Source organism: Duganella sp. BJB1802, from assembly GCF_013369445.1.
Lineage (GTDB): Bacteria > Pseudomonadota > Gammaproteobacteria > Burkholderiales > Burkholderiaceae_D > Rugamonas > Rugamonas vulcania_A.
Genome location: NZ_JABWEF010000006.1, coordinates 92,883 through 119,191, shown reverse-complemented (window position 1 = coordinate 119,191; position 26,309 = coordinate 92,883). Strand labels below are relative to the sequence as shown.

At 62.9% G+C, this 26,309-nt stretch carries 23 protein-coding genes and 2 pseudogenes; 10 read left to right on the top strand and 15 right to left on the bottom strand.

The genetic code is table 11. The annotated features are described in order from the left end of the window. Window positions 1-14: 14 nt before the first annotated feature. The 3 genes and pseudogenes from HUX88_RS11705 to HUX88_RS11695 all read right to left on the bottom strand — a co-directional run bounded on the left by HUX88_RS11705 (window position 15) and on the right by HUX88_RS11695 (window position 4,573). Window positions 15-326 carry a PspC domain-containing protein gene (locus HUX88_RS11705; protein WP_117015790.1) on the bottom strand — a complete coding sequence of 104 codons (312 nt, stop codon included), beginning with the start codon at window positions 324-326 and terminating at the stop codon, window positions 15-17. 54 nt (window positions 327-380) lie between these two features. Then, window positions 381-1,644 (bottom strand): annotated as a pseudogene (gene odhB / locus HUX88_RS11700) (2-oxoglutarate dehydrogenase complex dihydrolipoyllysine-residue succinyltransferase). Between the two features lie 73 nt (window positions 1,645-1,717). After that, window positions 1,718-4,573 carry a 2-oxoglutarate dehydrogenase E1 component gene (locus tag HUX88_RS11695; protein ID WP_117015804.1) on the bottom strand — a complete coding sequence of 952 codons (2,856 nt, stop codon included), beginning with the start codon at window positions 4,571-4,573 and terminating at the stop codon, window positions 1,718-1,720. A gap of 330 nt (window positions 4,574-4,903) precedes the next feature. On the opposite strand from HUX88_RS11695, the pseudogene HUX88_RS11690 reads away from it, so the two are divergent. Next, window positions 4,904-6,210: pseudogene (locus HUX88_RS11690) on the top strand (leucine-rich repeat-containing protein kinase family protein). Between the two features lie 6 nt (window positions 6,211-6,216). Here HUX88_RS11690 and HUX88_RS11685 read toward each other — a convergent pair. After that, on the bottom strand, window positions 6,217-7,134 hold the full coding sequence (locus HUX88_RS11685; RefSeq protein ID WP_117015787.1) for a LysR family transcriptional regulator: 918 nt from the start codon (window positions 7,132-7,134) through the stop codon (window positions 6,217-6,219). A 104-nt stretch (window positions 7,135-7,238) separates the two neighbouring features. On the opposite strand from HUX88_RS11685, the gene HUX88_RS11680 reads away from it, so the two are divergent. Together HUX88_RS11680 and HUX88_RS11675 are read left to right on the top strand one after the other, a co-directional pair. Further along, window positions 7,239-8,102, top strand: a complete 864-nt coding sequence (locus HUX88_RS11680; RefSeq protein WP_176361894.1) for an MBL fold metallo-hydrolase — start codon at window positions 7,239-7,241, stop codon at window positions 8,100-8,102. 70 nt (window positions 8,103-8,172) lie between these two features. Next, window positions 8,173-8,550, top strand: a complete 378-nt coding sequence (locus tag HUX88_RS11675) for a BlaI/MecI/CopY family transcriptional regulator (RefSeq protein ID WP_117015785.1) — start codon at window positions 8,173-8,175, stop codon at window positions 8,548-8,550. A gap of 58 nt (window positions 8,551-8,608) precedes the next feature. On the opposite strand, the gene HUX88_RS11670 is transcribed toward HUX88_RS11675, so the two are convergent. Further along, complete coding sequence (locus HUX88_RS11670) at window positions 8,609-8,818, bottom strand: hypothetical protein (RefSeq protein ID WP_176361893.1); 210 nt, start codon at window positions 8,816-8,818, stop codon at window positions 8,609-8,611. 140 nt (window positions 8,819-8,958) lie between these two features. Here HUX88_RS11670 and HUX88_RS11665 point away from each other — a divergent pair, with 140 nt between their 5' ends. Together HUX88_RS11665 and HUX88_RS11660 are read left to right on the top strand one after the other, a co-directional pair. Next, a complete protein-coding gene (locus HUX88_RS11665) occupies window positions 8,959-9,381 on the top strand; it encodes a hypothetical protein (RefSeq protein ID WP_117015783.1) in 423 nt (140 codons plus the stop codon). Between the two features lie 13 nt (window positions 9,382-9,394). Next, window positions 9,395-11,239, top strand: coding sequence for a DUF3857 and transglutaminase domain-containing protein (locus HUX88_RS11660; RefSeq protein ID WP_176361892.1), 1,845 nt, complete (start codon window positions 9,395-9,397; stop codon window positions 11,237-11,239). Between the two features lie 46 nt (window positions 11,240-11,285). On the opposite strand, the gene gltA is transcribed toward HUX88_RS11660, so the two are convergent. The 7 genes from gltA to HUX88_RS11625 form a co-directional block, all read right to left on the bottom strand. After that, complete coding sequence (gene gltA / locus HUX88_RS11655; RefSeq protein ID WP_117015781.1) at window positions 11,286-12,587, bottom strand: citrate synthase; 1,302 nt, start codon at window positions 12,585-12,587, stop codon at window positions 11,286-11,288. A gap of 62 nt (window positions 12,588-12,649) precedes the next feature. After that, window positions 12,650-12,931, bottom strand: a complete 282-nt coding sequence (locus tag HUX88_RS11650; protein WP_117015780.1) for a succinate dehydrogenase assembly factor 2 — start codon at window positions 12,929-12,931, stop codon at window positions 12,650-12,652. 58 nt (window positions 12,932-12,989) lie between these two features. Beyond that, window positions 12,990-13,700: a succinate dehydrogenase iron-sulfur subunit gene (locus tag HUX88_RS11645; RefSeq protein ID WP_090314620.1), complete on the bottom strand. Its 711-nt coding sequence runs from the start codon at window positions 13,698-13,700 to the stop codon at window positions 12,990-12,992. Between the two features lie 10 nt (window positions 13,701-13,710). Continuing rightward, window positions 13,711-15,489 carry a succinate dehydrogenase flavoprotein subunit gene (gene sdhA / locus HUX88_RS11640; protein WP_161095038.1) on the bottom strand — a complete coding sequence of 593 codons (1,779 nt, stop codon included), beginning with the start codon at window positions 15,487-15,489 and terminating at the stop codon, window positions 13,711-13,713. A 2-nt stretch (window positions 15,490-15,491) separates the two neighbouring features. Beyond that, complete coding sequence (gene sdhD / locus HUX88_RS11635; RefSeq protein ID WP_161083430.1) at window positions 15,492-15,857, bottom strand: succinate dehydrogenase, hydrophobic membrane anchor protein; 366 nt, start codon at window positions 15,855-15,857, stop codon at window positions 15,492-15,494. A 1-nt stretch (window position 15,858) separates the two neighbouring features. Next, window positions 15,859-16,281 carry a succinate dehydrogenase, cytochrome b556 subunit gene (gene sdhC, locus HUX88_RS11630; protein ID WP_176361891.1) on the bottom strand — a complete coding sequence of 141 codons (423 nt, stop codon included), beginning with the start codon at window positions 16,279-16,281 and terminating at the stop codon, window positions 15,859-15,861. Between the two features lie 227 nt (window positions 16,282-16,508). Beyond that, window positions 16,509-17,318, bottom strand: a complete 810-nt coding sequence (locus tag HUX88_RS11625) for a GntR family transcriptional regulator (protein WP_117015776.1) — start codon at window positions 17,316-17,318, stop codon at window positions 16,509-16,511. A gap of 236 nt (window positions 17,319-17,554) precedes the next feature. On the opposite strand from HUX88_RS11625, the gene HUX88_RS11620 reads away from it, so the two are divergent. The 5 genes from HUX88_RS11620 (at window position 17,555) to HUX88_RS11600 (ending at window position 24,365) form a co-directional block, all read left to right on the top strand. Then, window positions 17,555-18,547, top strand: coding sequence for a malate dehydrogenase (locus HUX88_RS11620; RefSeq protein WP_161091419.1), 993 nt, complete (start codon window positions 17,555-17,557; stop codon window positions 18,545-18,547). Between the two features lie 100 nt (window positions 18,548-18,647). After that, entirely contained in the window at window positions 18,648-19,652 is a 1,005-nt protein-coding gene (locus tag HUX88_RS11615) for a CoA ester lyase (protein ID WP_117015774.1), read from the top strand. Further along, entirely contained in the window at window positions 19,652-20,158 is a 507-nt protein-coding gene (locus HUX88_RS11610) for a hypothetical protein (RefSeq protein ID WP_176361991.1), read from the top strand. Before HUX88_RS11615 ends, HUX88_RS11610 begins: the two co-directional genes overlap by 1 nt. 85 nt (window positions 20,159-20,243) lie before the next feature. Further along, window positions 20,244-22,952 carry an aconitate hydratase AcnA gene (gene acnA / locus HUX88_RS11605; RefSeq protein WP_176361890.1) on the top strand — a complete coding sequence of 903 codons (2,709 nt, stop codon included), beginning with the start codon at window positions 20,244-20,246 and terminating at the stop codon, window positions 22,950-22,952. A gap of 144 nt (window positions 22,953-23,096) precedes the next feature. Continuing rightward, window positions 23,097-24,365, top strand: coding sequence for a DUF2863 family protein (locus tag HUX88_RS11600; protein WP_176361889.1), 1,269 nt, complete (start codon window positions 23,097-23,099; stop codon window positions 24,363-24,365). Between the two features lie 33 nt (window positions 24,366-24,398). Here the strand turns inward: HUX88_RS11600 and HUX88_RS11595 are convergent, their stop codons facing one another. Genes HUX88_RS11595 through HUX88_RS11585 form a run of 3 tightly spaced genes read right to left on the bottom strand, consistent with a single transcriptional unit; the run spans window position 24,399 to window position 26,305 of the window. Further along, the gene (locus HUX88_RS11595) at window positions 24,399-24,686 is read right to left on the bottom strand and encodes a hypothetical protein (RefSeq protein ID WP_176361888.1); all 288 of its coding nucleotides are present in this window, start codon (window positions 24,684-24,686) and stop codon (window positions 24,399-24,401) included. 28 nt (window positions 24,687-24,714) lie between these two features. Further along, window positions 24,715-25,179, bottom strand: a complete 465-nt coding sequence (locus HUX88_RS11590) for a CYTH domain-containing protein (RefSeq protein ID WP_176361887.1) — start codon at window positions 25,177-25,179, stop codon at window positions 24,715-24,717. A 1-nt stretch (window position 25,180) separates the two neighbouring features. Further along, entirely contained in the window at window positions 25,181-26,305 is a 1,125-nt protein-coding gene (locus HUX88_RS11585; protein WP_176361886.1) for a carboxypeptidase family protein, read from the bottom strand. Window positions 26,306-26,309: the final 4 nt, after the last annotated feature.

Genomic DNA, 26,309 nt, shown 5'->3' with positions numbered 1-26,309 from the left:
TTTTTATTTTCCAATCAGTTCTCTTCTGGTACGAAAATCCATAGCAGAATGTAGATGGCGAGTCCGAAGCCAAAGGTGATCACGAACAATACGAACAGCAAGCGCCAGATCCAGGATTCGACCCCGGTAAGTTGGCCCAGCCCGCCACACACGCCACCCAGCCAGCGGTCGGTGTTCGAGCGGCGCAATCGGGTGATGTCGTTGGAGATGCCGGAGGATGCTTCCTTGTCCAGCAGCTTGGCTTTGGCGGAGGCGAACTCCTCGTCCGACAGCGCGCCAGCCTGGTGTAGTTCGTGCAACCGTTTGATTTCTTCAGATACGCTCATTGATGACCCTCTGAAAATTCCCCAAGCCCGGACGGGCCTGGGGATGTGGCGGTATTACAGGTCCAGCAGCAGGCGGGCTGGATCTTCCAGCGCCTCTTTCATCGCGACCAGGCCCAGCACGGCTTCGCGGCCGTCGATGATGCGGTGGTCGTAGGACATCGCCAGGTAGTTCATCGGACGGATCACGATCTGGCCGTTTTCAACAACAGCGCGGTCCTTGGTCGCGTGCACGCCCAGGATGGCCGATTGTGGCGGGTTGATGATCGGGGTCGACAGCATGGAGCCGAAGGTGCCGCCGTTCGAGATCGAGAAGGTGCCGCCGGTCAGGTCGTCCAGCGTCAGCTTGCCTTCCTTGGCTTTGGCGCCGAATTCGCCGATTTTCTTCTCGATGTCGGCGATCGACATCTGGTCGGCGTTGCGCAGGATAGGCACGACTAGGCCGCGTGGCGAACCGACCGCGATGCCGATGTCGAAGTAGCCGTGGTAGACGATGTCGTTGCCGTCGACCGATGCATTGATGATCGGGTATTTCTTCAGCGCGGCAACGGCGGCCTTGACGAAGAAGGACATGAAGCCCAGCTTGACGCCGTGCTCTTTCTCGAACTTGTCCTTGTACTTGTTGCGCAGTTCCATCACTGGCGCCATGTTCACTTCATTGAACGTGGTCAGGATGGCGTTGGTCGATTGCGATTGCAGCAGGCGCTCGGCGATACGTGCGCGCAGGCGGCTCATCGGCACGCGCTCTTCCGGACGCTCGCCCAGACTGGCGATCGCAGGCGCGGCAACTTGCTGCAGCGCCGGCTTGGCGGCGGCTGGCGCCAGTGGCGCAACGGCTGGAGCCTTGGCGCCGGCGGCCAGGGCGTCGCCCTTGGTCACGCGGCCGTCTTTGCCCGAACCGGCGACATCGCCAGCGCTCAGGCCTTTTTCCGACAGGATCTTGGCGGCGGCTGGCATGGCCACGTCGCCTTTCGAACCGCCGGTGGCGGCGGCTGCGGCTGCTGCAGTGCTGCGGCATGGTGCGGCTGCTGGAGCTGCTGGATGCGGCTGCTGCTGGAGCGGCAACGGCGGCGGCGCCGTCGGTGTCGATGATAGCGATCAGTTCGTCGGCAACCACGGTGCTGCCGCGCGTCGCCCCACGATCTTTGACCAAGACGCCGGTGGCTGGCGCCGGCAGTTCCAGAACAACTTTATCGGTTTCGATGTCAATCAGGTTCTCGTCGCGAGCGACTGCGTCGCCGACTTTTTTATGCCAGGTCAGCATGGTTGCTTCTGCTACCGATTCCGACAGCTGGGGGACTTTGACTTCGATTTGTGCCATGTAAAACTCCGTATATTTTATTGTTGCGGCGCCCCGCCGCGTAGCAGCAGGGCGCTCCGTCAAGTAAGTGCGATTATTTGGTCAGGATGAAACCTTTGAGCTTCGAGAACGCCGTCTCCAGCAGGTCTTTTTGCTGGGCGTAGTGCTTGTCGTAGTAGCCGACAGCCGGCGATGCCGACGCTGGGCGGCCGGCGTATGCCAGGCGCTGACCTGCGTCCATGCTCTCGAAGATGTTGTGCTGAATCTGGAACCATGGGCCCTGATTCTGCGGCTCGTCCTGCGCCCACACCACTTCCGCCAGGTTCGGGAACTTCTTCAGTTCGGCGGCGAACGACTTGTGCGGGAACGGATACAGCTGCTCGACGCGGATGATGGCGGTGTCGGTCTGGCCACGGGTCTTGCGTGCGTTGACCAGGTCGTAGTAGACCTTGCCCGAGCAGGCGACCACGCGCTTGACTTTCTTGGCGTCGATTTTCTCGTCGACTTCGCCGATCACGGTCTGGAACGCGCCCTTGGCCAGCTCGTTCAGCGAGGAACCAGCGTCCTTGTTGCGCAGCAGCGATTTAGGCGTCAGGATCACCAGCGGTTTGCGGAACTGGCGCACCATCTGACGGCGCAGCACGTGGAAGATCTGCGACGCGGTGGTCGGCTGCACCACTTGCATATTGTTGTCGGCGCACAGCTGCAGGAAGCGTTCCGGACGTGCGGACGAGTGCTCAGGACCCTGGCCTTCGTAACCGTGCGGCAGCATCATGACCAGGCCCGAAGCGCGGCCCCACTTCACTTCGCCGGAGCTGATGAACTGGTCGATGACCACTTGCGCGCCGTTGACGAAGTCGCCGAACTGGGCTTCCCAGATCGTCAGCGTGTTTGGTTCCGCGGTCGAGTAGCCGTACTCGAAGCCCAGTACAGCCTCTTCGGACAGCACGGAGTCGATCACGGTGAACGGTGCCTGGCCTTCTGCGATGTTCTGCAGCGGCACGTAGGTGCCGGCGTCCCAACGCTCGCGGTTCTGGTCGTGCAGCACGGCGTGGCGGTGCACGAAGGTGCCGCGGCCGGCGTCCTGACCGGTCAGGCGCACTGCGTAGCCCGAAGCGACCAGCGATGCGTAGGCCAGGTGTTCGCCCATGCCCCAGTCCAGATTCAGTTCGCCCTTGCCCATGTTGGCGCGGTCGCCCAGGACCTTCTCGACCAGCGAGTGCACTTTGAAGCCTTCAGGCACGGTGGTGATGCGGCCGGCCAGGCGTTTCAGTTCGGTCATCGGCACGGCGGTGTCGGCCGAGTCGGTCCACTTGCGGTTCAGGAACGGCAGCCAGTCGACCGCGTACTTGTTCTTGAAGTTGGAGATCACTGGATCGATGGTGTGCTTGCCGGCGTCCATCGCATCGCGATAGGCAGCCTGCATCTGCTCGCCGCCATCGGCCGGGATCACGGTCTGCGTCACCAGCTTGTCCGCGTACAGCTTGCGGGTGCCTGGGTGCTGGCCGATTTTCTTGTACATCAGCGGCTGGGTCAGCGCTGGCGTGTCCTGCTCGTTGTGGCCCAGTTTGCGGTAGCAGATGATGTCGACAACGATATCCTTCTGGAACTGCAGACGGTAGTCCATGGCGATCTGCGAAGCCAGGACCACGGCTTCAGGATCGTCGGCGTTCACGTGCAGCACCGGTGCTTCGATCATCTTGACGACGTCCGAGCAGTAGATGGTGGAACGCGCGTCGCGCGGATCCGACGTGGTGAAGCCGATCTGGTTGTTGATGACGATGTGCACCGTGCCGCCCGTGCCGTAGCCGCGGGTCTGCGCCAGGTTCAGGGTTTCCATCACAACGCCCTGGCCTGCGAACGCGGCGTCGCCGTGCACCAGGATAGGCAGCACTTGCTTGCCCAGGGTGTCGCCGCGACGGTCCATGCGCGCTTTGACCGAACCTTCGACCACAGGGTTGACGATCTCCAGGTGCGACGGGTTGAACGCCAGCGACAGGTGGACAGGACCGCCGGCGGTCGAGATGTCCGACGAGAAGCCTTGGTGGTATTTGACGTCGCCGGCCGGCAGGTCGTCGCCGTGCTTGCCTTCGAATTCTTCGAACAGTTCCTTGGGCGCCTTGCCCAGGGTGTTGACCAGCACGTTCAGGCGGCCGCGGTGGGCCATGCCGATGACGATCTCCTGCACGCCTTTTTCGCCGGCGCGCTGGATGATTTCATCGATCGAGGCGATGAAGGTTTCGCCGCCTTCCAGCGAGAAGCGCTTCTGGCCGACGTATTTGGTGTGGAGGTAGCGCTCCAGGCCTTCGGCCGCGGTCAGGCGCTCCAGGATGTGCTTTTTCTTCTCGGGCGTGAAGTTCGGGGTCGAGCGGATCGATTCCAGGCGCTCCTGCAGCCAGCGCTTTTCAGCCGGGTCGGAGATGTACATGTACTCCGCGCCGATCGAGCGGGTGTAGGTGTCGCGCAGGAAGTTCAGCAGGTCGCGCAAGGTCGCGGTCTCAGGGCCGAAGTAGGTGTTGCTGATGTTGAACACGGTGTCCATGTCCGCATCGGTGAAGCCGTAGAAGGTCGGGTCCAGCTCTGGGATGGACGGACGTTCCTGGCGCTGCAGCGGATCCAGGTTGGCCCAACGGGAACCCAGGTAGCGGTATGCGGCGATCAGCTGGGTAGCGGCGACGCGCTTGCGGCCCATTTCAGCGTCGGCGGAGGCCACCACGGTGCGGATCGGGCCGGCTTTCGCGCGTTCGGCGAAGGAGGCGATGACCGAAGCGTGGGCGACGTCTGGTTTATTGGAACCGTCGACGGCCGGTACGTGTTGCATGGCGTCGAAGTAAGCGCGCCAGTTGTCTGGCACGGAACCTGGGTTGTTGAGGTACGCCTCGTACAGTTCTTCGACGTACGGTGCGTTCCCACCAAACAGGTAGGAATTGGACGTAGATTGTTGCATCATCTTGCTCACCTTTCTTCGCGCTTCGCGAGGAATTAGCGGGTTAATCTAACCTTCCGCGACACGGCCTGACCGGTTAGCGGATTGCACATCAAGTTGTGGGGAAGGGCTATAGTTCTTCAGGTACTACAAAATCGGGTCATTCAGGATAGCACCGGTATTGTATCCCAACAACCATTTATTCGACAGAAACCGTAACAAATCTTACGATATTAATCTTCGCTTAAGCCGCATGACTGCTCGGCTTGCCGGTAATGTTTTCATATTTTTAACGGCTTTTGGCACCGGCCGCCGAGGCTGTAGAATGGCGTTTTGCCATCCCGCCCCACCTTCATGCACACCCTAGAGCAGCTACGCGCCGGAGCGCTGGCCGGCATCGTCCGCCTGGAACTGTCCTGCGGCCTGACCGAGTTCCCCGACGAGATATTCACGCTGGCCGATACGCTGGAAATCCTCGACCTGTCCAACAACGCCCTGTCCTCGCTGCCGGACGATTTGCCGCGCCTGCACAAGCTGCGGGTGATCTTTTGCTCGGCCAACCGGTTCACCACGTTGCCGGAGGTGCTGGGCAGCTGCGCGGCGTTGACGATGGTAGGCTTCAAAAGCAACCAGATACGCGAGGTTCCCGACGCCGCGCTGCCACCGCAGTTGCGCTGGCTGATCCTGACCGACAACCGCGTCGAGGCCCTGCCCGCCGCCATCGGCCGCTGCGGACTGCTGCAAAAGCTGATGCTGGCGGGGAATCGGCTAGGCGCCCTGCCGCCGGAACTGGCCGCCTGCACGCGGCTGGAACTGCTGCGCATCGCCGCCAACCAGCTGACCGAACTGCCGCCCTGGCTGCTCGACATGCCGCGCCTGTCGTGGCTGGCCTTTGCGGGCAACCCTCTGCGAGGTTGACGAACAGGCGGGCCGGCGCGGGCATCGCCGGCATCGGCTGGGATCGGTTGCGACTCCAACAGAAACTGGGCGAAGGCGCTTCCGGCGTGATCCACCAGGCCGTGCTGCGGCAGGCCGGCGGCGAGCAGGCTGTGGCAGTCAAGATGTTCAAGGGCGCCGTCACCAGCGACGGCCTGCCACGTTGCGAGATGACGGCCTGCGTCAGCTCGGGCGACCATCCGAACCTGATTCCGGTGCTGGGCGAGGTGCTGGACCACCCGGACGGCGCCAGCGGCTGCGTGATGCCGCTGATCGATCCCGGCTTCGGCAACCTGGCCGGCCCGCCCAGCCTGGAGAGCTGCACCCGCGACACCTACCCGGACGGCAAGCGCTTCAGCCCGGCGGAATTGTTCGGCATCGCGGGCGGCGTCGCCTCGGCGGCGCGGCACCTGCACGGGCGCGGCATCATGCACGGCGACCTGTACGGACACAACATCCTGCATTGCGGCCGGGGCCGCAGCCTGCTGGGCGACTTCGGCGCCGCCTCGCTGTTCGCGCCGGACGCGCCGCATGCGGCCGGATTGCAGCGGCTGGAAGTCCGCGCCTTCGGCCTTTTGCTGGACGAGCTGATGGCGCGCTGCGAACTGCCGGCCGCGCAGCAAACGGCGCTGGCGGCGCTGCAGGCGGCCTGTGTTGTGGAGGATGCCGCCGCCCGTCCGTCGCTGGCGGAAGTGGAGCGCGGGATCGCCGCGCTCCTGGCCTGACGCCGTTCAGCGCGGCGCCGTGTGCGCCAGCCAGGCCGGGTCGCCGGCGAACCAGTCCAGCAGGAAGTCCAGCATGGCCCGCAGCGCCGGCGACATGTGCTGGCGCGAGGTATAGATGCCGTAGATGCCCATCTGCTGCGGCACAAAGTCCGGCAGCAGCGCCACCAGGCGGCCGTCGGCGATCAGCGGTGCCGCGCTGTACAGCGGCTGCAGCGCGATGCCGGCGCCCTCCTCCGCGGCCTTCAGCAAAATCAGATCCTCGTTGGCCGACAAATTGCCGCTGACCGGCACCGAGACCGCCTCGCCATCGCGATCGGTGAACTGCCACAGGCTCTTGCCGAAGTAGGTGTAGGTCAGGCAGTTATGGCGCGCCAGGTCCTCGGCCGCCAACGGCGTGCCGCGCTCGGCCAGGTAGGACGGCGCGGCGCACACCACCGAATCGCATTGCGCCAGCTGGCGCGCGATCAGATTCGGCTCCAGCGCGTTGGTGATGCGCAGCGCCAGGTCGATGCGCTGCTCGACCAGGTTGACCGCGCGGTTGTTCATCTGCAGGTCGACCGCCGTGCGCGGATAACGCTTCAGGAACGCGGTGACGGCGATCGCCAGCGCCGCCTGCGCCAGCGACTGCGAACAGGTGACGCGCAACAGGCCCTGCGGCGTGTCGGCGTCGGCGCCGCTGGCCACTTCCATCGCCTCGGCCAGTTCCAGCATGCGGCGGCAGCGCGCCAGCGTGAGGTCGCCGGCATCGGTCAGGCTCAGGCGGCGCGTGCTCCGGTGCAGCAGCCGGGCGCCGGCCCACTCCTCCATCTCGGCCAGATAACGCGTCACCATGGCGCGCGACATGTCCAGCGCCTCGGCCGCCGCGATCATGCTGCCCCGCTCGGCGATGCTGACGAAAACCTGTGCCGCCGTGATCCTGTCCATCGATTCATCCGATTTATGCAATTAATAGGCGCAGATTACCCTATTTTTCTATCGGATAAAGAAATTTAAGATGCCGTCATTCCAACTCAACACGAAAGACCATCATGATCAAGCAAAGCCTGTTGTCCGCAGCCCTCGCCGCCACCGTAGCCGGCGCCACCGCCGCCCCGCTGAAACTGGACGTGTTCAATCCGGGCGAGGCCGCCATCTTCCCGGTCGCCTCGGTGATCGTCAGCGGCGCCAAGGATGCGGTGCTGATCGACGCCCAGTTCTCGCGCGGCGAAGCGCTCAAGCTGGTCGAGCAGATCCGCGCCACCGGCAAGCACCTGACCACCGTGTACGTCAGCCACAGCGACCCGGACTTCTACTTCGGCCTGGACGTGATCCACGCCGCCTTCCCTGAGGCCAAGATCGTCGCCACGCCGCAAACCATCGCCGGCATCGAGAAGAAGAAGGATGCCAAGGTGGCGTTCTGGGGCCCGATCCTGAAGGACAACGCGCCGCAAAGCATCATCGTGCCGCAGCCGCTGAACGGCGACACCATCAAGCTGGAAGGCCAGTCGCTGAAGATCGAAGGCCTGAAGGGCCCGACGCCTGAGCGCAGCTACGTGTGGATTCCGTCGATCAAGGCGGTGGTGGGCGGCGTGGTGCTGTTCAACGAGCTGCACGTGTGGACCGCCGATACCCAGACCGCCGAGTCGCGCAAGCAATGGCTGGCGACGCTGGACGGCGTGGCCGCGCTGAAGCCGGCCACCGTCGTGCCGGGCCACTTCAAGGTCGGCGCCGCGCTGACGCCGGACAGCATCGCCTACACCCGCGACTACCTGGTGCGCTTCGAAGCCGAGACCGCCAAGGCCGCCAACTCGGCCGCGCTGATCGCCCGCATGAAGGAGCTCTATCCTAGCGCCGGCCTGAACGGCGCGCTGGACACCAGCGCCAAGGTCGCCAAGGGCGAAATGAAGTGGTAAGACGGTAGAACTAGACAAATGCATCTAGATATTTTATTCTAGATGCATTGTCCCGAAGTCCATCGTCATCATGAGCACAGTCCCACCGAAGCCCACCCCGTCCGAACTGGAAATGCTGCGCCTGTTATGGCAAAGCGGGCCGGCGACCGCCCGGCAAGTGCACGAGGCGGCGGTGGAAACGCGGCCCGACATGAACTACGCGACGGTGCTGCGGTTGCTGCAGGTGATGCACACCAAGGGCCTGCTGACCCGCGACGAAAGCCAGCGCGCCCACGTCTACGCGCCGGCGCAGGAGCAGGATTCGCTGCAAACCAATCTGCTGAAAGAGCTGATCCAGAAAGCCTTCTCCGGCTCGGGCAAGGCGCTGGTGCTGGCCGCGCTGCGCGGCGGCCATGTCAGTAAAAAAGAGCGCGAGGAAATCCAGGCGTTGCTGGACCAGGAAAAATAGCAGGCAGGCTTAACGATTTACCTGCCGCTGATAACGAACCTCCAGAATCACGACATCGTCATTTTCCAGTAGCTTCACGCCGCCATGAATCGCTTTGACCATCCCTCAACATGGCCCGATAACCCTCACCATGATCCAGGTAGAAACGAATCGCGTTTTTAATGGCCTCATCCTGACTAATGCATTCCGCTTCAGCCACTCGCGCAAGCTCCAGCAAGCTGGCGCCATCCATTTCCACAGCGATACTCGCCGAGTTTAAGATATCCATCGCCATCTCCTCCATGCATCGAGCTGTTACCTTAGCATAGACCTTCGGGCACTATTCAATCCGCATCAGACACCACGGTCCGCCATAGGCAATGCTGCAAGTTCAACTACAATGAGGCCCCATTCATCGGAGCCTCATTCATGATCAGTCGTCTCAACCACTGGCCCGAGCGTCCTCATCCGGTCATCGCCGTCACGCTCGCGCTGGCGATTTGCGCCGTGCCCATCCTGCTGCCGCATTTCCGCCTGCAGGATCTGATGGCCAATCTGTTCGCCTACTTCGCCTGCTGCATCGTGGTGTATCCGGTCGCGGCGCTGCTGCGGCGTCGAGTCACCAGCCTGCCATCGATCTGGGCCATCGCCATGGTGCTTTTGCTCGGCGTGTGTCTCTATCACACCAACATCATCGCGGACACCGCCAACCTGCCCTGGCCGCAGCGCCAGCCCATCGTCATCGACAAGTTCCTGTTCAACCTGCCGCAGGTTACGCTCGGTGCGATCATCTGGTGGCTGCTGGTGGTGCGGCCTGACCGGCGCGCTCCGCAACCCGGATCCGACGCATGAAATAAGGACCGCCATGCCGATCAACTTCACCCCGCTCCTGTTACTGGCCGCCGTCATGGCCAGCGGCGGCGCGACTGCGGCGACGCCCTATTCCATCCTGCGCAACGAACACACCTACACCCTGCAGGCCGACGGCCGCTACGCGACCGGCACCGAGATGCTGGTGCGTATCGACGCCGCGTCGGCCCTTGCGGCAAACCGCGAACAGGACATCCCGTTTGACGCAGGCTTGGAACGAATCAAGGTGCTCGACGCCTACGTGGAACGCCCCGACGGCCGGCGGCGCCATGTGCCGGCGCGCGCGCCGCGCATCGTTGGCGCCGGCGAACCAACGGACGACCGCAAGTTTCGCGACCGCCGCCTGCTGCGCATCCCGTTCGACGGCCTGCGCGCAGGCGACAAGCTGTACTACAAAGTCGTCGCCACCCAGTTCAGGCAAGCCAGCCTCATCCCGCAGTTCTTCGGATCGTGGACCACACCGCCACCGGGACCGTACGGCGTCACCATCGACCAGCCCGAGGACATGCACCTGACGACACAAGCGCGCGGCTTCACCGCCGATGCGCAGCGGACCACACCCGGACGCATCATCACGCGCTGGCGCTACGACGGCGGCGACTACCCGCGCATGGAGGTGGGTTCGGTCAACCGTACGGCCTACCGCGACATGCTGGCCGCATCGACCTTCGACAGCTACGCGGCGCTGGCGCGCACCTTCGACCAGGCGGCGTCGCGCCAGAGCACGGCAGGCGAGCAGCTGGCCGCGCTGGCGCGCGCGGTGGCGGCTGGATTGCCGGACCAGCGCAGCAAGGCGCTGGCCATCCACCGCTGGGTACAGCAGCACATCCGCTATCGCGCGCTGTACTTTGGCGAAGGCGCCTGGATACCGTCGCGCGCGGCGGACGCCATCCTGCAAACCGGCTGGGGCGACTGCAAGGACCACGTCATGCTGATGGAAGCGATGTTGACGGCGGTCGGCGTGGCCAGCACGCCCGCCCTGATCGACTGGGGCGGCGACCTGTACACCCTGCCGGAAGTACCGATGATGTATTTCAACCACGTGATCACGTATGTGCCGGAGATCGACCTGTACCTCGACGCCACCAGCAAGGACATCGAAGGCGGCTACCTGCCGATGGACCAGCTGGACAAGGCGACACTGCTCACCCGTACCGGCGCCATCGGCCACACCCCGGCCCACCAGGCGGGGCGGATCGCCAAGCGCTACGAAGTTCGCCTGCGTGACGAAGGCGCGGCCACCTTCACCTATCAGATCGACTACAGCGGCCACCTCGCCGAAGCCAAGCGTACCATCGTCCGCAACGCCAGCGCTGGCGCATCCCGCGCCTGGCTGAAAAACATGCTCACAGCGCGCGGCCTCCTTGGCTCAATCAAGGCCGACTACGGCGATACCGCGACCCGCAGCGGTGACTTCCACATCGGCTACGAGGGCACGATCAAGCGCTTCCTGCCCGATGGCGGAAGCAAGTCCATCGCCGCCAGCAGCGCGCTCTGGGAAGACATCAACAATCTGGTAGCCGGCTACGAGGGCGACAAGAAACGCACGCAGCCTTTCCGTTGCGAGGAAAACGATATTGTGGAAAGCGCCAGCTATCTCTTGCCGGACACGCTGACGCTGGACTCGGTGCCCCAGGACGTCCACATCAGCAATGACTATTTCGACTACAGCGCGCGTTACGTGCGCACCGGCCGGGGCCTGGATATCGAGCGCCATTTGCGCAGCCGGCAATCAGGCAGCCTGCTGTGCACGCCGCAGGACTACATCACGGCCGGCGCCGACATCGACGCCATGTGGCAAGACCTGCAAGGCCAACTGGCGCTGCGGCAGCGGCAATAAAAAAAGCGGGCCGAAGCCCGCTTTCCTTTTTGTCGCGTAGTGCCGATTAACGCTGGTCCAGCGGCTTGACTTCGCGCGTGGTCGAACCGACGAACAGCTGGCGTGGACGGCCGATTTTCTGTTCCGGATCGGCGATCATTTCGTTCCACTGGGCGATCCAGCCGATGGTGCGGGCCATGGCGAAGATACCGGTGAACAGCGACACTGGAATGCCCAGCGCCGATTGCACGATGCCCGAGTAGAAGTCGACGTTCGGGTACAGCTTGCGCGACACGAAGTACTCGTCGTTCAGCGCGATCTTTTCCAGTTCCATCGCCAGCTTGAACAGCGGGTCGTCTTGCAGGCCCAGTTCGTTCAGCACTTCGTAGCAGGTCTCGCGCATCAGTTTTGCACGCGGGTCGAAGTTCTTGTACACGCGGTGACCGAAGCCCATCAGCTTGACGCCGGAGTTCTTGTCTTTCACTTGCGCGATGAACTCAGGGATCTTGTCGACGGTGCCGATTTCCTTGAGCATGTTCAGCGCCGCTTCGTTGGCGCCGCCGTGGGCAGGGCCCCACAGGCAGGCGATACCGGCAGCGATACAGGCGAACGGGTTGGCGCCCGACGAACCGGCCAGACGCACGGTCGAGGTCGACGCGTTCTGCTCGTGGTCCGCGTGCAGGATCAGGATGCGGTCCAGCGCGCGCACCAGCACGTCGTTGACCTTGTATTCTTCGCATGGATTGCCGAACATCATGCGCATGAAGTTGGCGCTGTACGACAGGTCGTTGCGTGGGTACACGAACGGCTGGCCGATCGAGTATTTGTAGGCCATCGCCACCAGCGTAGGCATCTTGGCGATCAGGCGGATGGCCGACACTTCACGGTGCTTGGCATCGTTGATGTCGAGCGAATCGTGGTAGAACGAGGCCAGCGCGCCGACGGTGCCGACCAGCACCGACATCGGGTGCGCGTCGCGACGGAAGCCGCGGAAGAAGAATTGCATCTGCTCGTGGACCATGGTGTGCTTGGTCACGGTCTCGACGAACTGGGCCTTCTCGACCTTGTTCGGCAGTTCGCCGTTCAGCAGCAGGTAGCACGATTCCATGAAATCGGCGTTCACGGCCAGCTGTTCGATCGGGTAGCCGCGGTACAGCAGCTCGCCCTTGTCGCCGTCGATGTAGGTGATCGACGAGTTGCATGCCGCGGTCGACATGAAGCCTGGATCGTAGGTGAACTTGCCGGTGCCGGCGTACAGTTTGCGGATGTCGATCACGTCAGGACCGACGGTGCCTTTGTAGATCGGGAATTCTACCGACGGGCTGCCATCGGAAAACGACAGGGTGGCTTTGTTATCAGAGGTGTTCATGGACTCTTCCTTCTTGGAGAGATGCGACAAATAAAAAAAACGAAACTTTTCCGGCTGTGTCTTTATGCGTGGCGCAGTCGTTGCAGCAGTGCGCGCACATGCGGCAGATCAACTTCGCCCTCCGGCTCCTTGCGGGCCAGTACCAGATCCATCAGGGCATTGTCCGACAAATCGAGGAGCCGCGTGAACGCGTCCACTTCCTCGTCGGTCAATTCGGTTTCATGCGCATCGAGAAAACGGGTCAGGATAATGTCGTTTTCCAGCAGGCCCCGGCGGGAGCGCCACCGCAGGCGCGCTCGGTTGGCGGGGTCGGCCTGATGCGCTGAGCTGTTCGGTTCAGTCATATGGATGTGCTACTTTATATGAAAACGGGCGACGAGGCCGCCGCCCGTGCGGTGCCGCTTAGATCGCGCGGCGGACCATCAATTCCTTGATCTTGCCGATCGCCTTGTTCGGGTTCAGACCCTTGGGGCAAACGTCGACGCAGTTCATGATCGAGTGGCAGCGGAACAGGCGGTACGGATCTTCCAGGTTGTCCAGGCGCGCGCCGGTGGCTTCGTCGCGCGAGTCGGCGATGAAGCGGTAGGCTTGCAGCAGGCCGGCTGGACCGACGAACTTGTCCGGGTTCCACCAGAACGATGGGCACGACGTCGAGCAGCAGGCGCACAGGATGCACTCGTACAGGCCGTCGAGCTCTTCGCGCTCGGTCGGGGATTGCAGGCGTTCTTTTTCAGGACGGATCGAATCGTTGATCAGGTAAGGCTTGATCGAGTCGTACTGCTTGAAGAACTGGGTCATGTCGACGATCAGGTCGCGGATCACCGGCAGGCCTGGCAGCGGACGCAGCACGATAGGCTCGGTCAGCTCGTTCAGGTTGGTGGTGCAGGCCAGGCCGTTCTTGCCGTTGATGTTCATCGCGTCCGAACCGCACACGCCTTCGCGGCACGAGCGGCGCAGGGCCAGCGAGTCGTCGACGTCGGACTTGATGCGCTGCAGTGCGTCGAGCAGCATCTTGTCGGTGTCCTTCAGCTCGACCGTCACGTCCTGCATGTACGGCTTGGCGTCCTGGTCGGGATCGTAACGGTAAATTTTCAGTTTGAGAGTGCGTGCCATGTTCTAGCCCTTAGAAAGTACGTGGTTTCGGTTTGAAGGTATCAACCGTCAATGGCTTGGTAACGACCGCTTTGTATTCCAGTCGGTTGCCTTCCGAGTACCACAGGGTGTGCTTCATCCAGTTGTCGTCGTCGCGCTGCGGGTAATCGTTGTGGGCGTGGGCGCCGCGCGATTCCTTGCGGGCCACGGCCGACGTGATGGTCGCTTTCGCGGTTTCGATCAGGTTGTCCAGCTCCAGCGCTTCGACGCGCGCGGTGTTGAACACCTTGGACTTGTCCTTGAACGAGACGTGCTTGCGGCGCTCGTCGAGCACCATGATTTCCTTGGCGCCCTGGGTCAGCATTTCGTCGGTGCGGAACACGCCGCAGTACTTCTGCATCGTGGCGCGGATGTCGTTGGCGACGCCCTGCACTTTTTCCGAGCCGGTCGAGGTTTCCAGCTTGTTCAGGCGGTCCATGGCGTAGTCGGAGGCGTCCTTCGGCAGCGGCTTGTTTTCCTTCTGCTTCAGGTTCGAGGCCACCACGTGGTTGCCGGCCGCGCGGCCGAAGACCAGCAGGTCCAGCAGCGAGTTGGTGCCCAAGCGGTTGGCGCCGTGCACCGAGACGCAGGCGCATTCGCCGATCGCGTACAGGCCGTTGACGACCTTCTGCGTGCCGTCGCCGTTCGGGGTGACGACCTGGCCGTGGATGTTGGTCGGAATACCGCCCATCTGGTAGTGGATGGTCGGCACGACAGGGATCGGTTCCTTGGTGGCGTCGACGTTGGCGAACTTGTGGCCGATTTCCAGGATCGACGGCAGGCGCTTCTGGATGGTGTCGGCGCCGATGTGGCGCAGGTCCAGCATCACGTGGTCCTTGTTCGGACCGCAGCCGCGGCCTTCCTTGATCTCCTGGTCCATCGAGCGGGACACGAAGTCGCGCGGCGCCAGATCCTTCAGCGTCGGCGCGTAGCGTTCCATGAAGCGCTCGCCTTCGGAGTTGATCAGGATGCCGCCCTCGCCGCGCACACCCTCGGTGATCAGCACGCCGGCGCCGGCCACGCCGGTCGGGTGGAACTGCCAGAATTCCATGTCCTGCAGCGGCAGGCCGGCGCGTGCCGCCATGCCCATGCCGTCGCCGGTGTTGATGAAGGCATTGGTCGAGGCGGCGAAGATGCGGCCTGCGCCGCCGGTGGCGAAGATGGTGGTCTTCGCTTCCAGGATCATCGTTTCGCCGGTTTCCATTTCCAGGGCCACCACGCCAACCACGTCGCCTTCGGCGTCGCGGATGATGTCGAGGGCCATCCACTCGACGAAGAAGTGGGTGCGGGCGCGGACGTTGCGCTGGTACAGCGTGTGCAGCAGTGCGTGGCCGGTGCGGTCGGCCGCGGCGCAGGCGCGCTGCACGGCTTTCTCGCCGAAGTTGGCGGTGTGGCCGCCGAACGGACGCTGGTAGATGGTGCCGTCGGGATTGCGGTCGAACGGCATGCCGAAGTGTTCCAGCTCGTAGACGACCTTCGGTGCTTCGCGGCACATGAATTCGATGGCGTCCTGGTCGCCCAGGTAGTCGCCGCCCTTGACGGTGTCGAACATGTGCCAGAACCAGTTGTCCTCGGCCATGTTGCCCAGCGAGGCGCCGATGCCGCCCTGCGCCGCGACGGTGTGCGAACGGGTCGGGAAGACTTTGGACAGCACCGCCACGTTCAGACCGGCCTCGGCCAGTTGCAGGGATGCGCGCATGCCGGAGCCGCCGGCGCCGACGATTACCGCGTCAAAGCGGCGGGTAGGGATTGCAGATTTGATAGCTGCCACGATTACACACTCCAGAGTATCTGTACCGACCAGGCGGCACAAGCGACCAACCACAGGATGGTGGCGATTTGCAGGGTCAGGCGAAGGCCGACGGCTTTGACGTAGTCCATCCAGATGTCACGCACGCCAACCCAGGCGTGGAAGAACAGGCCGAACAGGGTGACGGCGCTGATCAGCTTGAACCATTGCTGGGCGAACAGGCCGGCCCAGCCTTCATACGTGAAGTTCTGGCCGGTCAGGAAGGAAATCAGCAGGATGGCGGTGTACAGCACCATCATGATGGCGGTCACGCGTTGTGCCAGCCAGTCGCGCATGCCGTAGCCGGCGCCGACGACCAGGCGTTTAGGTCCGATGTTATTGTTTGCCATCTCAGAAAACTCCAAACAGTTTGAGGGCGACGACCGCGGTCAGCGACAGGCTGACGATCAGCACGCCAGCCGACGATTTGCGGGCCGAATCCTTGTCCAGGCCGATGTGGGCATCCATCACCAGGTGGCGTACGCCAGCGCAGAAGTGATGCATATAGCCCCAGACCAGGGCCAGGATGATCAGTTTGACCAGCGGATAGGACACAATCCCCTGGTAGTAGGCGAAGGAGATCTCGGAGCGCAAGCTCTGCTCCAGCAGATAAAGCACGAAAGGCAGCAGCGCAAACATCATGAAGCCGCTGATGCGGTGCAGGATGGATACAATGCTCGCCAAAGGCATGCGGTAGTTGGACAATTCGGTAACATGAATGTTACGGAACTCCGGCCGTTCTTTTTTTGGGGCTTCCCTTACGGCTTCTGACATAACAAGACCTCCTAAGCTTAAACAAAAATATCGAGACTGCGATTTTCGCCGATTTTCGCACTCATAACCAATATCTATTGTTACATATAACCAAAATAGTGTTTGGCAACACTATGCGACGGCTACTTTCCGTAGCTCAACGTATTATCAGCGCAACAATGCTACCGGGGTGTGACGGCGCCCTGTTTTCGCTGCCTGAAGCGGCTTTTTTATGCTTCAGGGTCTCCCTAATTCAACTCATTGTGATAGTGATGGCGCTCCGTGGAGTACAGGCCGCGGCGCAGCTCCACCGCCTTGTCGCCATACGTGAACGACACGCGCTCGGACGCCAGCAACGGCGTATCGGCGGGAATATGCAGCAATTGGGCGTCCTCGGCGCCGGCGCAGACGGCGCGGATCTTTTCCGTCGCGCGTATCATGCGGGTGCCGAATTCGGACTCGAACAGGCCGTACATCGGGCCCTTGTACTCGACCAGGCGCTCGGCGGTCAGGCCCTTGAAGGTCACGCCGGGCAGCCACAGCTCCTCGACGATGGTCGGCACGCCGTCGAACGATTGCACGCGCTTGATAAAGATGACGGCGTCGCCGGACTTCAGGTCGAGCAGGCGCGCCACGTCGGCCGGCGCGCGCATGCGCTTGACCTCGATGAATTTGCTTTCAGGGTAGTGCGGCACGCCCTCGTCGGGCATCAGCCGCAGGAAGCGGAAGTGGGCGCGCGCCTCGTGGTGGGTGGACACGAAAGTGCCCTTGCCCTGCTTGCGCATCACCAGGTTTTCCGCCGCCAGTTCGTCGATGGCCTTGCGCACCGTGCCCTGGCTGACCTTGAAGCGGTTGGCCAGCTCCACTTCGCTGGGGATCAACTCGCCCGGCTTCCACTCGCCCGATTGCAGGCTTTGCGTGATGAGCGCCTTGATTTGCTGGTACAGTGGGGAGAAAGTCGGCGACGGCGCGGCAGCGGCGCCCGCGGACGCCCCGGCAACCCCGCCGGTGCTGACGGCAGTGGAATTGCTGTTCGGATTGGGCGGGACGGAATTCATAGACCAAGATTTCACCACAAATGCCCGGTGCCGTCCAGCAAAAACAAGCAATAACTTATCTGTCTTATATAAGACATAAGATAGGATTGACAGATACCTGCCACACGCCTACACTCCCCGGCGAGACGCTTGCGCTGACGCATATAAGCACTCAATTTGCAGTATGATTACGATTTTCCCGGACCGGCACCGGTCCAGCTTCGAGAACGTTTTAATTCCCACTTTGGAGATTCATCATGGCTAAAACCCCAATGCGTGTTGCTGTCACCGGCGCCGCCGGTCAAATCGGTTACGCTCTGCTGTTCCGCATCGCCAATGGCGACATGCTGGGCAAGGACCAACCAGTCATTCTGCAACTGCTGGAAATCGCCGACGAAAAAGCCCAGAAAGCCCTGAAGGGCGTCATGATGGAAATCGACGACTGCGCGTTCCCGCTGCTGACCGAGATGACCGCCCACTCCGATCCGATGACCGCCTTCAAGGATGTCGACGTCGCCGTGCTGGTTGGCGCCCGTCCACGCGGCCCAGGCATGGAACGCAAGGACCTGCTGGAAGCGAACGCCCAGATCTTCACCGTGCAAGGCAAGGCGCTGGATGCCGTCGCATCGCGCAACGTCAAGGTACTGGTGGTCGGCAACCCAGCCAACACCAACGCCTACATCGCCATGAAATCGGCGCCATCGCTGCCGGCCAAGAACTTCACCGCCATGCTGCGCCTGGACCACAACCGCGCGCTGTCGCAAGTGGCCGCCAAGACCGGCACCGCCGTCAAGGACATCGAGAAGCTGTGCGTATGGGGCAACCACTCGCCGACCATGTACGCCGACTACCGCTTCGCCACCGTGAACGGCAAGGCTGTCAAGGAACTGATCAACGACCAGGAATGGAACGCCAACGTGTTCCTGCCAACCGTCGGCAAGCGCGGCGCGGCGATCATCGAAGCGCGCGGCCTGTCGTCGGCAGCTTCGGCAGCCAACGCAGCGATCGACCACGTGCACGACTGGGTGCTGGGCACCGCCGGCAAGTGGACCACCATGGGCGTTCCTTCGGATGGTTCGTACGGCATCCCTGAAGGCACCATGTTCGGCTTCCCTGTCACCACCGAAAACGGCGAATACAAAATCGTCCAGGGCCTGGAAATCGACGCCTTCTCGCAAGAGCGCATCAACCTGACCCTGAAGGAACTGACCGAAGAGCGCGAAGGCGTCAAGCACCTGCTGCCGGCCTAAGTTCTGACACCACCGCACGTGGAACCGGTTAATCCTGATCCGCCGCACCCGCCGCGCTGCCGAGAGCAGCGCGGCGTCCGTTCCTACTGACCTATCCCGCATGCACCCATCCGAGGTTTTATTCCAGGGCAATCGCCAGCCGCTGCTGCTGCCGGCCTGCGACCATTACGCCGGCTCCGAAAAGCTGATGCGTAAATCGATCGCCCTGCAACAAGAGCTTGGCCCCCTGTTCGACATCACCCTCGATTGCGAAGACGGCGCCAGCGCCGGCAACGAGGAAGCCCACGCCCGCCTGGTGGCGGAGCTGCTGCTGTCGGACGAGAACAAGTTCAACCGCATCGGCGCCCGCGTGCACGATGTCGCCAGCCCGCACTTCGCGCAGGACGTGGCCATCATCTGCGCCGCCGCGCCGCGCCTGGCCTACCTGGTGCTGCCCAAGGTGCACAGCGCCAAGGAGGTGGCGGCCGCCATCAAGGTGATCAACACCCACGCCGCCAAGGCCGGCCGCAAGGACCTGCCGGTGCACGTGCTGATCGAAACCCACGGCGCGCTGCGCGAGGCCTATGACATCGCCGCCCTGCCCCAGGTGCAGTGCCTGTCGTTCGGCATCATGGATTTCGTCTCGTCGCACTACGGCGCCATCCCGGCCGGCGCGATGCGTACGCCCGGCCAGTTCACGCACCCGCTGGTGGTGCGCGCCAAGCTGGAGATCGCCGCCGCCTGCCACGCGCACGGCAAGGTGCCGTCGCACAACGTGACCACCGAGATCAAGGACACGGCGGTCGCCGCCAACGATGCCCAGCGCGCCGCCGCCGAATTCGGCTACACGCGCATGTGGAGCATCCACCCGAACCAGATCAAACCTATTATCAAGACCTTCACGCCGCGCCTGTCCGAGGTCAGCGAGGCGGCCGCCATCCTGCTTGAGGCAGAGGCGGTTCAATGGGGGCCAATTTCCCAAAACGGGCGCTTGCATGACCGTGCAAGCTACAGATACTATTGGACCGTTTTACAGCGCGCCAAGCTGGCCGGGCTGAGCTTGCCCGAGTCCGCCGTCGCGCTGATCAACGGCAGCCCCACCGACCCCACACTGGAAACACCATGATGTCCATCTCCAAACTCCTTATGGCATGCAGCTTCGCGCTGGCTTCCCTGACCCTGGCCACCGGCGCGCAAGCGCAGAACGCCGCCCCAGCCAAGAAAACCGTCAAGAAGGCGGGTAAATCCAAAACCGCCGCCAAGCCGGCCGAGACCAAGGCGCCGGACGAAGACGCCGACGAGCCGGCCGTGGCCGACGCCGCGGTGACCGACTTCGACTGCGAACTGGGCAACAAGATCACCATCTACGCCAACGCCAGCGACGACGACCACATCGCGCTGCGCTGGAAGAAGCGCCTGCACCGCCTGACGCGCGTGGGCACCTCCACCGGCGCGCAGCGCTTTGAAAACAAATTGTACGGCCTGGTCTGGATCGGTATTCCCTCCAAGGCCATGCTGCTGGACTCCAAGCAGAACCGCCAGCTGGCCAACGAGTGCCGCAACGCCGAACAGCTGAAGCCGGTCACCACCAGCGCGACGGAGCCGACCAGCACCAAGATCACGATTCAATAACACGTTCCAAAAGGGGCGCGCCGGCACGGGCGCCAGCACCACGGTTTTAACTTCAATAATAGACGATACCCACGAAGGAGAGGTCATGTCCCGCAACACTCTGAACACGCTTAAGGATTTCAACATTTCCGGCAAAAAGGGCAAGTTCTACTCGCTGCCTGCCCTGGAAAAGAGCCTGGGCGCCAAAATCTCCCGCCTGCCGGTATCGATCCGCGTTGTGCTGGAATCCGTGCTGCGTAACTGCGACGGCAAGAAAGTCACCGAAGAACACGTCAAGCAGCTGGCCAACTGGGGCGCGACCGCCGACCGTACCGACGAGATCCCGTTCGTGGTCGCCCGCGTGGTGCTGCAGGACTTCACCGGCGTGCCGCTGCTGGCCGACCTGGCCGCGATGCGCAACGTCGCCTACAAGATGGGCGTGAACGCCAAGAAGATCGAGCCGCTGGTGCCGGTCGACCTGGTGGTCGACCACTCGGTCACCATCGACCACTTCCGCGAAAAGGGCGCGCTGGACCTGAACATGAAGCTGGAATTCTCGCGCAACAACGAGCGCTACCAGTTCATGAAGTGGGGCATGCAAGCCTTCGACACCTTCGGCGTCGTGCCTCCGGGCTTCGGCATCGTCCACCAGGTCAACCTGGAATACCTGGCGCGCGGCGTGCACAAGACCGCCGACGGCGTGTACTACCCTGACACCCTGGTGGGCACCGACTCGCACACCACCATGATCAACGGCATCGGCGTGGTCGGCTGGGGCGTGGGCGGCATCGAGGCGGAAGCCGGCATGCTGGGCCAGCCAGTCTACTTCCTGACCCCGGACGTGATCGGCGTGAACCTGACCGGCGTGCTGCGCGAAGGCTGCACCGCGACCGACCTGGTGCTGACCATCACCGAACTGCTGCGCAAAGAGAAAGTCGTCGGCAAGTTCGTCGAGTTCTTCGGCGAAGGCACCGAGACGCTGTCGCTGACCGACCGCGCCACCATCGCCAACATGGCGCCTGAATACGGCGCGACCATGGGCTTCTTCCCGGTCGACGACGCCACCGTCGAATACTTCGAAGGCACCGGCCGCACCAAGGATGAAATCGCAGCGTTCGCCGCCTACTTCAAGGCCCAGGGCCTGTACGGCGTGCCGAAGGCCGGCGACATCGACTACACCCGCGTGGTGGAACTGAACCTGACCTCGGTCACGCCTTCGCTGGCCGGCCCTAAGCGTCCACAGGACCGTATCGAAATCGGCAACGTGAAGAACAACTTCACCGAACTGTTCTCGAAACCGACCACCGACAACGGCTTCAACAAAAAAGCCGAAGACCTGAACAAGACCTACACCACCACCAACGGCGTGAACGTGAAGAACGGCGACGTGCTGATCGCCGCGATCACCTCGTGCACCAACACCTCGAACCCGAGCGTGCTGCTGGCCGCCGGCCTGCTGGCCAAGAAGGCTGTGGAAGCCGGCCTGACCGTCGCTCCGCACATCAAGACCTCGCTGGCCCCTGGCTCCCGCGTTGTGACCGAGTACCTGACCGCCGCCGGCCTGCTGCCATACCTGGAGCAACTGGGCTTCGGCGTGACCGCCTACGGTTGCACCACCTGCATCGGTAACGCCGGCGACCTGACCCCGGAACTGAACGCCGCCATCAGCAGCAACGACATCGTCGCCTCGGCCGTGCTGTCCGGTAACCGTAACTTCGAAGCGCGTATTCACCCGAACATCCGCTCGAACTTCCTGGCATCGCCACCGCTGGTCGTGGCCTACGCCATCGCCGGCAACATGACCGTCGACCTGATGACCCAGCCGGTTGGCAAGGGCAAGAACGGCAAGGACGTGTTCCTGGGCGACATCTGGCCGACCTCGAAAGAGATCGCCAAGCTGATGAAGTTCGCGATGAACTCGAAGGTGTTCAAGTCGAACTACGCCGACGTCAAGGGCAACCCAGGCAAGCTGTGGGAACACGTGTCGTCGACCGAAGGCAATGTGTACAACTGGCCAGCGTCGACCTACATCGCCGAGCCACCGTTCTTCGACGGCTTCGAGATGACCCCGAAAGCGGCCGCCACCGGCATCACCGGCGCGCGCGCACTGGGCGTGTTCGGCGATTCGATCACCACCGACCACATCTCCCCTGCCGGCTCCATCAAGGAAGACGGCCCGGCGGGCAAATGGCTGCTGGCCAACGGCGTGATGAAGGCGGACTTCAACTCCTACGGCTCGCGTCGCGGCAACCACGAGATCATGATGCGCGGCACCTTCGCCAACGTGCGTATCAAGAACAAGATGATCCCTGCCAAGGCGGACGGTTCGGCGGTTGAAGGCGGCATCACGATCCACCAGCCATCGGGCGAACAACTGTCGATCTACGACGCGGCAATGAAGTACGTTGCCGAAGGCACGCCAACCATGGTGTTCGGCGGCGAAGAGTACGGCACCGGCTCGTCGCGCGACTGGGCGGCCAAGGGCACCCAGCTGCTGGGCGTGAAGGCTGTGATCGTGCGTTCGTTCGAGCGTATCCACCGCTCGAACCTGGTCGGCATGGGCGTGCTGCCGCTGCAATTCATCGGCAACGACAGCGTTGAATCGCTGGGCATCACCGGCAAGGAAGTCTACGACCTGAAGGGTCTGGAAGGCGAGATCAAGCCACAGCAACTGGCTACCCTGGTCATCCACCGCGAAGGCAAGCCGGCACAGGAAGTGAAAGTGCTGCTGCGTATCGACACCCCGATCGAAGTCGACTACTACAAGCATGGCGGCATCCTGCCGTTCGTGCTGCGCCAGCTGCTGGCCGCGTAATCCGTTAGTTGTTTCACAGAGAACGCCGGCTAGTCCGGCGTTTTTTTATGCACGTTTGCCGAATCAACTACAATACGGTTCATAAGGGTTATCATCTGCATGACTGATCCGCTTTATCCACTTTTATGAGACTCTTATTGCGCTATGCGTCGTCCAAACAAAGATTCATCCCATAAGTTGTCTGCCGAGAGCCAACGCCTCGTCACCTATGCCCTCGCAGTTGGGCAGGCGGCCAGTCGTCTCGAAGAGCGGGCCTGGGAACACAGCCTCGATGCGCAGCTCCAGAAACTCCTCAAGTCCGGCCACCAGGACACCATCGACTCGACCTTGAACAGCCTGTTCAAGGAAGACCTGAACGCGTACGACGTGTTGATGGACGGCGTGGAGGCGGCCAGCGAATCGGGCACCATCACGGTCGAAACCGACGGCGTCGCCAAGCAGTACGACGTGCTGCTGGTGGCCGCGCCCATCCTGGCGTGGACCCGCTTCGCCATCGCCTCGGGCGCGATCCCGGCCGACCTGCTGACCACGCTGTCGGCGCACTTCTCCGCCCACCTGCTGGCCGACGGCACGCGCATGGCCATGTCGCCGACGCTGTTCTCGATCGACCAGCTGCCGCGCAGCCACGTCGAGACCTATGGCAAGGTGCACAAGCTGGCGCAGGCCGCGCTCAAGGGCACGACGCTCAAGGCCGACACCAAGGTGCCGGAGACCGCTCCCTTCCTGGCCGACACCCGCTACCTGATGGTGGCCGTGGTGGCGCCGGCCGGCGGCCCGCTGTTCCGCTGGCAGATGCCAGCCAACCAGGCCAACTTCGTCACCGAGCGCACCAACGCGCTGGAGCAGTGGCGCGCGCAGGTCACGCCGACCATCAACCGCCTGCTGCCGGGTTGCGGCGTGGAGCTGCTGCTGCCGGAGGCCTACTACATGGCCTGCCGCGAGGCGGACAAGCTGATCCGCCCGGTGTCGATCCGCGCCGCCGTGCACTACCTGACGCACACGCTGGCGGTCGAGCCGTCCGAGCTGCGCGCGGTGATCGCCGGCTTCGGCGAGGAAAACGCCGACGGCCAGATCGACGAATACCGCGTGGCCTTCACGCAGCGTTCGTCGCCGGACGTGATCTACGGCGTGGTGTGGCCGCTGTACGGGCAGGAGGACGAGGAAGGCACGCCACCGGAAGGTCCGCTGCAAGGCGGCCCGGGCGGCATCCTGCAGAAGCCGGTGACGCCGGTGGAAGAGATCGTCAGCCACCTGAACGCAGCCGGCATCACGCAGATCAAAAAGCATAGCGAGCGCTACGTGGCCGAGTTCTGCGACGACTGCGGCGCGCCGCTGTTCGCCGACCCGGTCGGCGAACTGGCGCATGCGGAAATGCCCGAGGACGCGCCCACCGGCACCGAGCACTTCCACTAAGCCACCAAGCAAAACGCCCTCGATGAGGGCGTTTTATTTTTGTGGCGCGGGCACGGGTTGCGGCAGATAAATGATGATGGGCTGTTGAGGTTGCGGTTGGGCCTGCACCGGCGCAGGCCGCTCTTCCAGCGACCTGTTGGCGGCAAAATACAGACCGCCGAAGCCAATAAACATGCCAACCATGGAGGCCACCATCCAGCGGTAGCCCTCCGCCGACATCTTGTGCATCTCAGCGCGCAAGACCTCGATATCGGCCTTCGTCGCTAACGTCGGCACGATCGCGTCTATATGCGCCTTGAGCGCTGCTACTTCGCTGTCCATCCTTTCAGATTAGACCAAATCCAGCGATCTACCAAGCCGAATAGGGATGCTTTATCAGGCTCGAATTGAGATAGCGCAAATCGTCGGTGACTTCCTCGCCGACCCAGTCCGGCTTGTCGAACGCCTGGTCTTCCGAGCTCAGTTCGATCTCGGCCACGACCAGTCCCGCGTTCGCGCCGAGGAACTCATCGACTTCCCACACATTGCCGGCGTAGGGGATGCGGCGGCGGTATTTTTCGATCAGCGGCTGCTCGCACAAACGGTCCAGCAACTCGGCCGCGTCGGCCATCGGGATCGGATACTCCCACTCGCCGCGCGTGGCGCCGACGTTGCGGCCCTTGATCGTCATCACCGCCCGGTCGCCCTCGATGCGTACCCGCACCACGCGGTCCTTGTGCGACGACAGATAGCCCTGGCGAAAAAACACCGGCTCGCCAAGGCTCTTCCACGCATCGCCGCGCAAGAGGAACTTGCGCTCGATTTCAACGCCCATCTCAGGCGTCCAGCAACAGCAGGATGGGCTGCAGGATCGCCGCGCCCAGCGCCGCGCTGCGGGCGCCGTTCCAGCCCACGTGCGGATCCGGCAGGTCGGCGTTGTCCTTGAACGGCATCTCCAGCGTCAGCGCCAGGCAGCCGAAGTGGTGGCCGACGTACTTGGAGGCCAGCGTCAGCATGTCCTCCTTGTACTTGCTGGCGGCGTAGCCCACCTTGTCCTGGAAGTCCGGGCTGGCGTCCTTGTAGCGGTTGATGAAGTCCTGCTGCTTGACGCGGCGCTCTTCGCTGAAGTTCTCCAGCATCTCGTTGCCGGCCACGAAGTTGTACGGCAGCGCCTCGTCGCCGTGGATGTCGAAGAACATGTCGATGCCGGTTTCGTGCATCTTCTGCTTCACGTACAGCACTTCCGGGCTGCGCTCGACCGATGGCGTCATCCACTCGCGATTGAGGTTGGCGCCCGAGGCGTTGGTGCGCAGGTTGCCGCGCACCGAGCCGTCCGGATTCATGTTCGGCACGATGTAGAACACGCAGCGCTGCAGCAGCTTGCGGGCGATCGGATTGGCGTCGTCCAGCAGCGAATCGATCAGGCCTTCGATGAACCACTCGGCCATCGACTCGCCCGGATGCTGGCGCGCGATGAACCAGATCTTCTTTTCCGCTTCCGGTTTGCCGATGACGACCAGGTTCATGTCGCGGCCATCGACGGTGCTGCCCAGGTCATGCACGCGGGCCAGCGGATGCTCGGCCACTTCACCCAGCAGGCGCAGATGGCGCTCGAACGAATACGGCTCGAAGTAGGCGTAGTAGATGCTGTCCGTCTCCGGCGTGTGCTTGATCGTCATGACCTGGCCGTCGAAGGCGGTCGGCACGCGGAACCAGTTTTCGGTGTCGTAGCTGGCCACGGCCTGGTAGTCCTCGTAGCCCTTGGCGTAGGTGGCCTGGCCGGCGTTCAGGAAGCGCATCCGCACCTGCTGGCCGCGCGCGCCCTGCAGGCGGAAATGGAACCACTGGTGGATATCGGCATGCGAGTCCTTGCGCAGATTCAGTTCGATGTCCGCCGCGCTGTCCGCGCGCAGCACTTCGATGGCGCCCGAGTCGAAGTTTTGGCTGATTTTGATGGTCATGTTG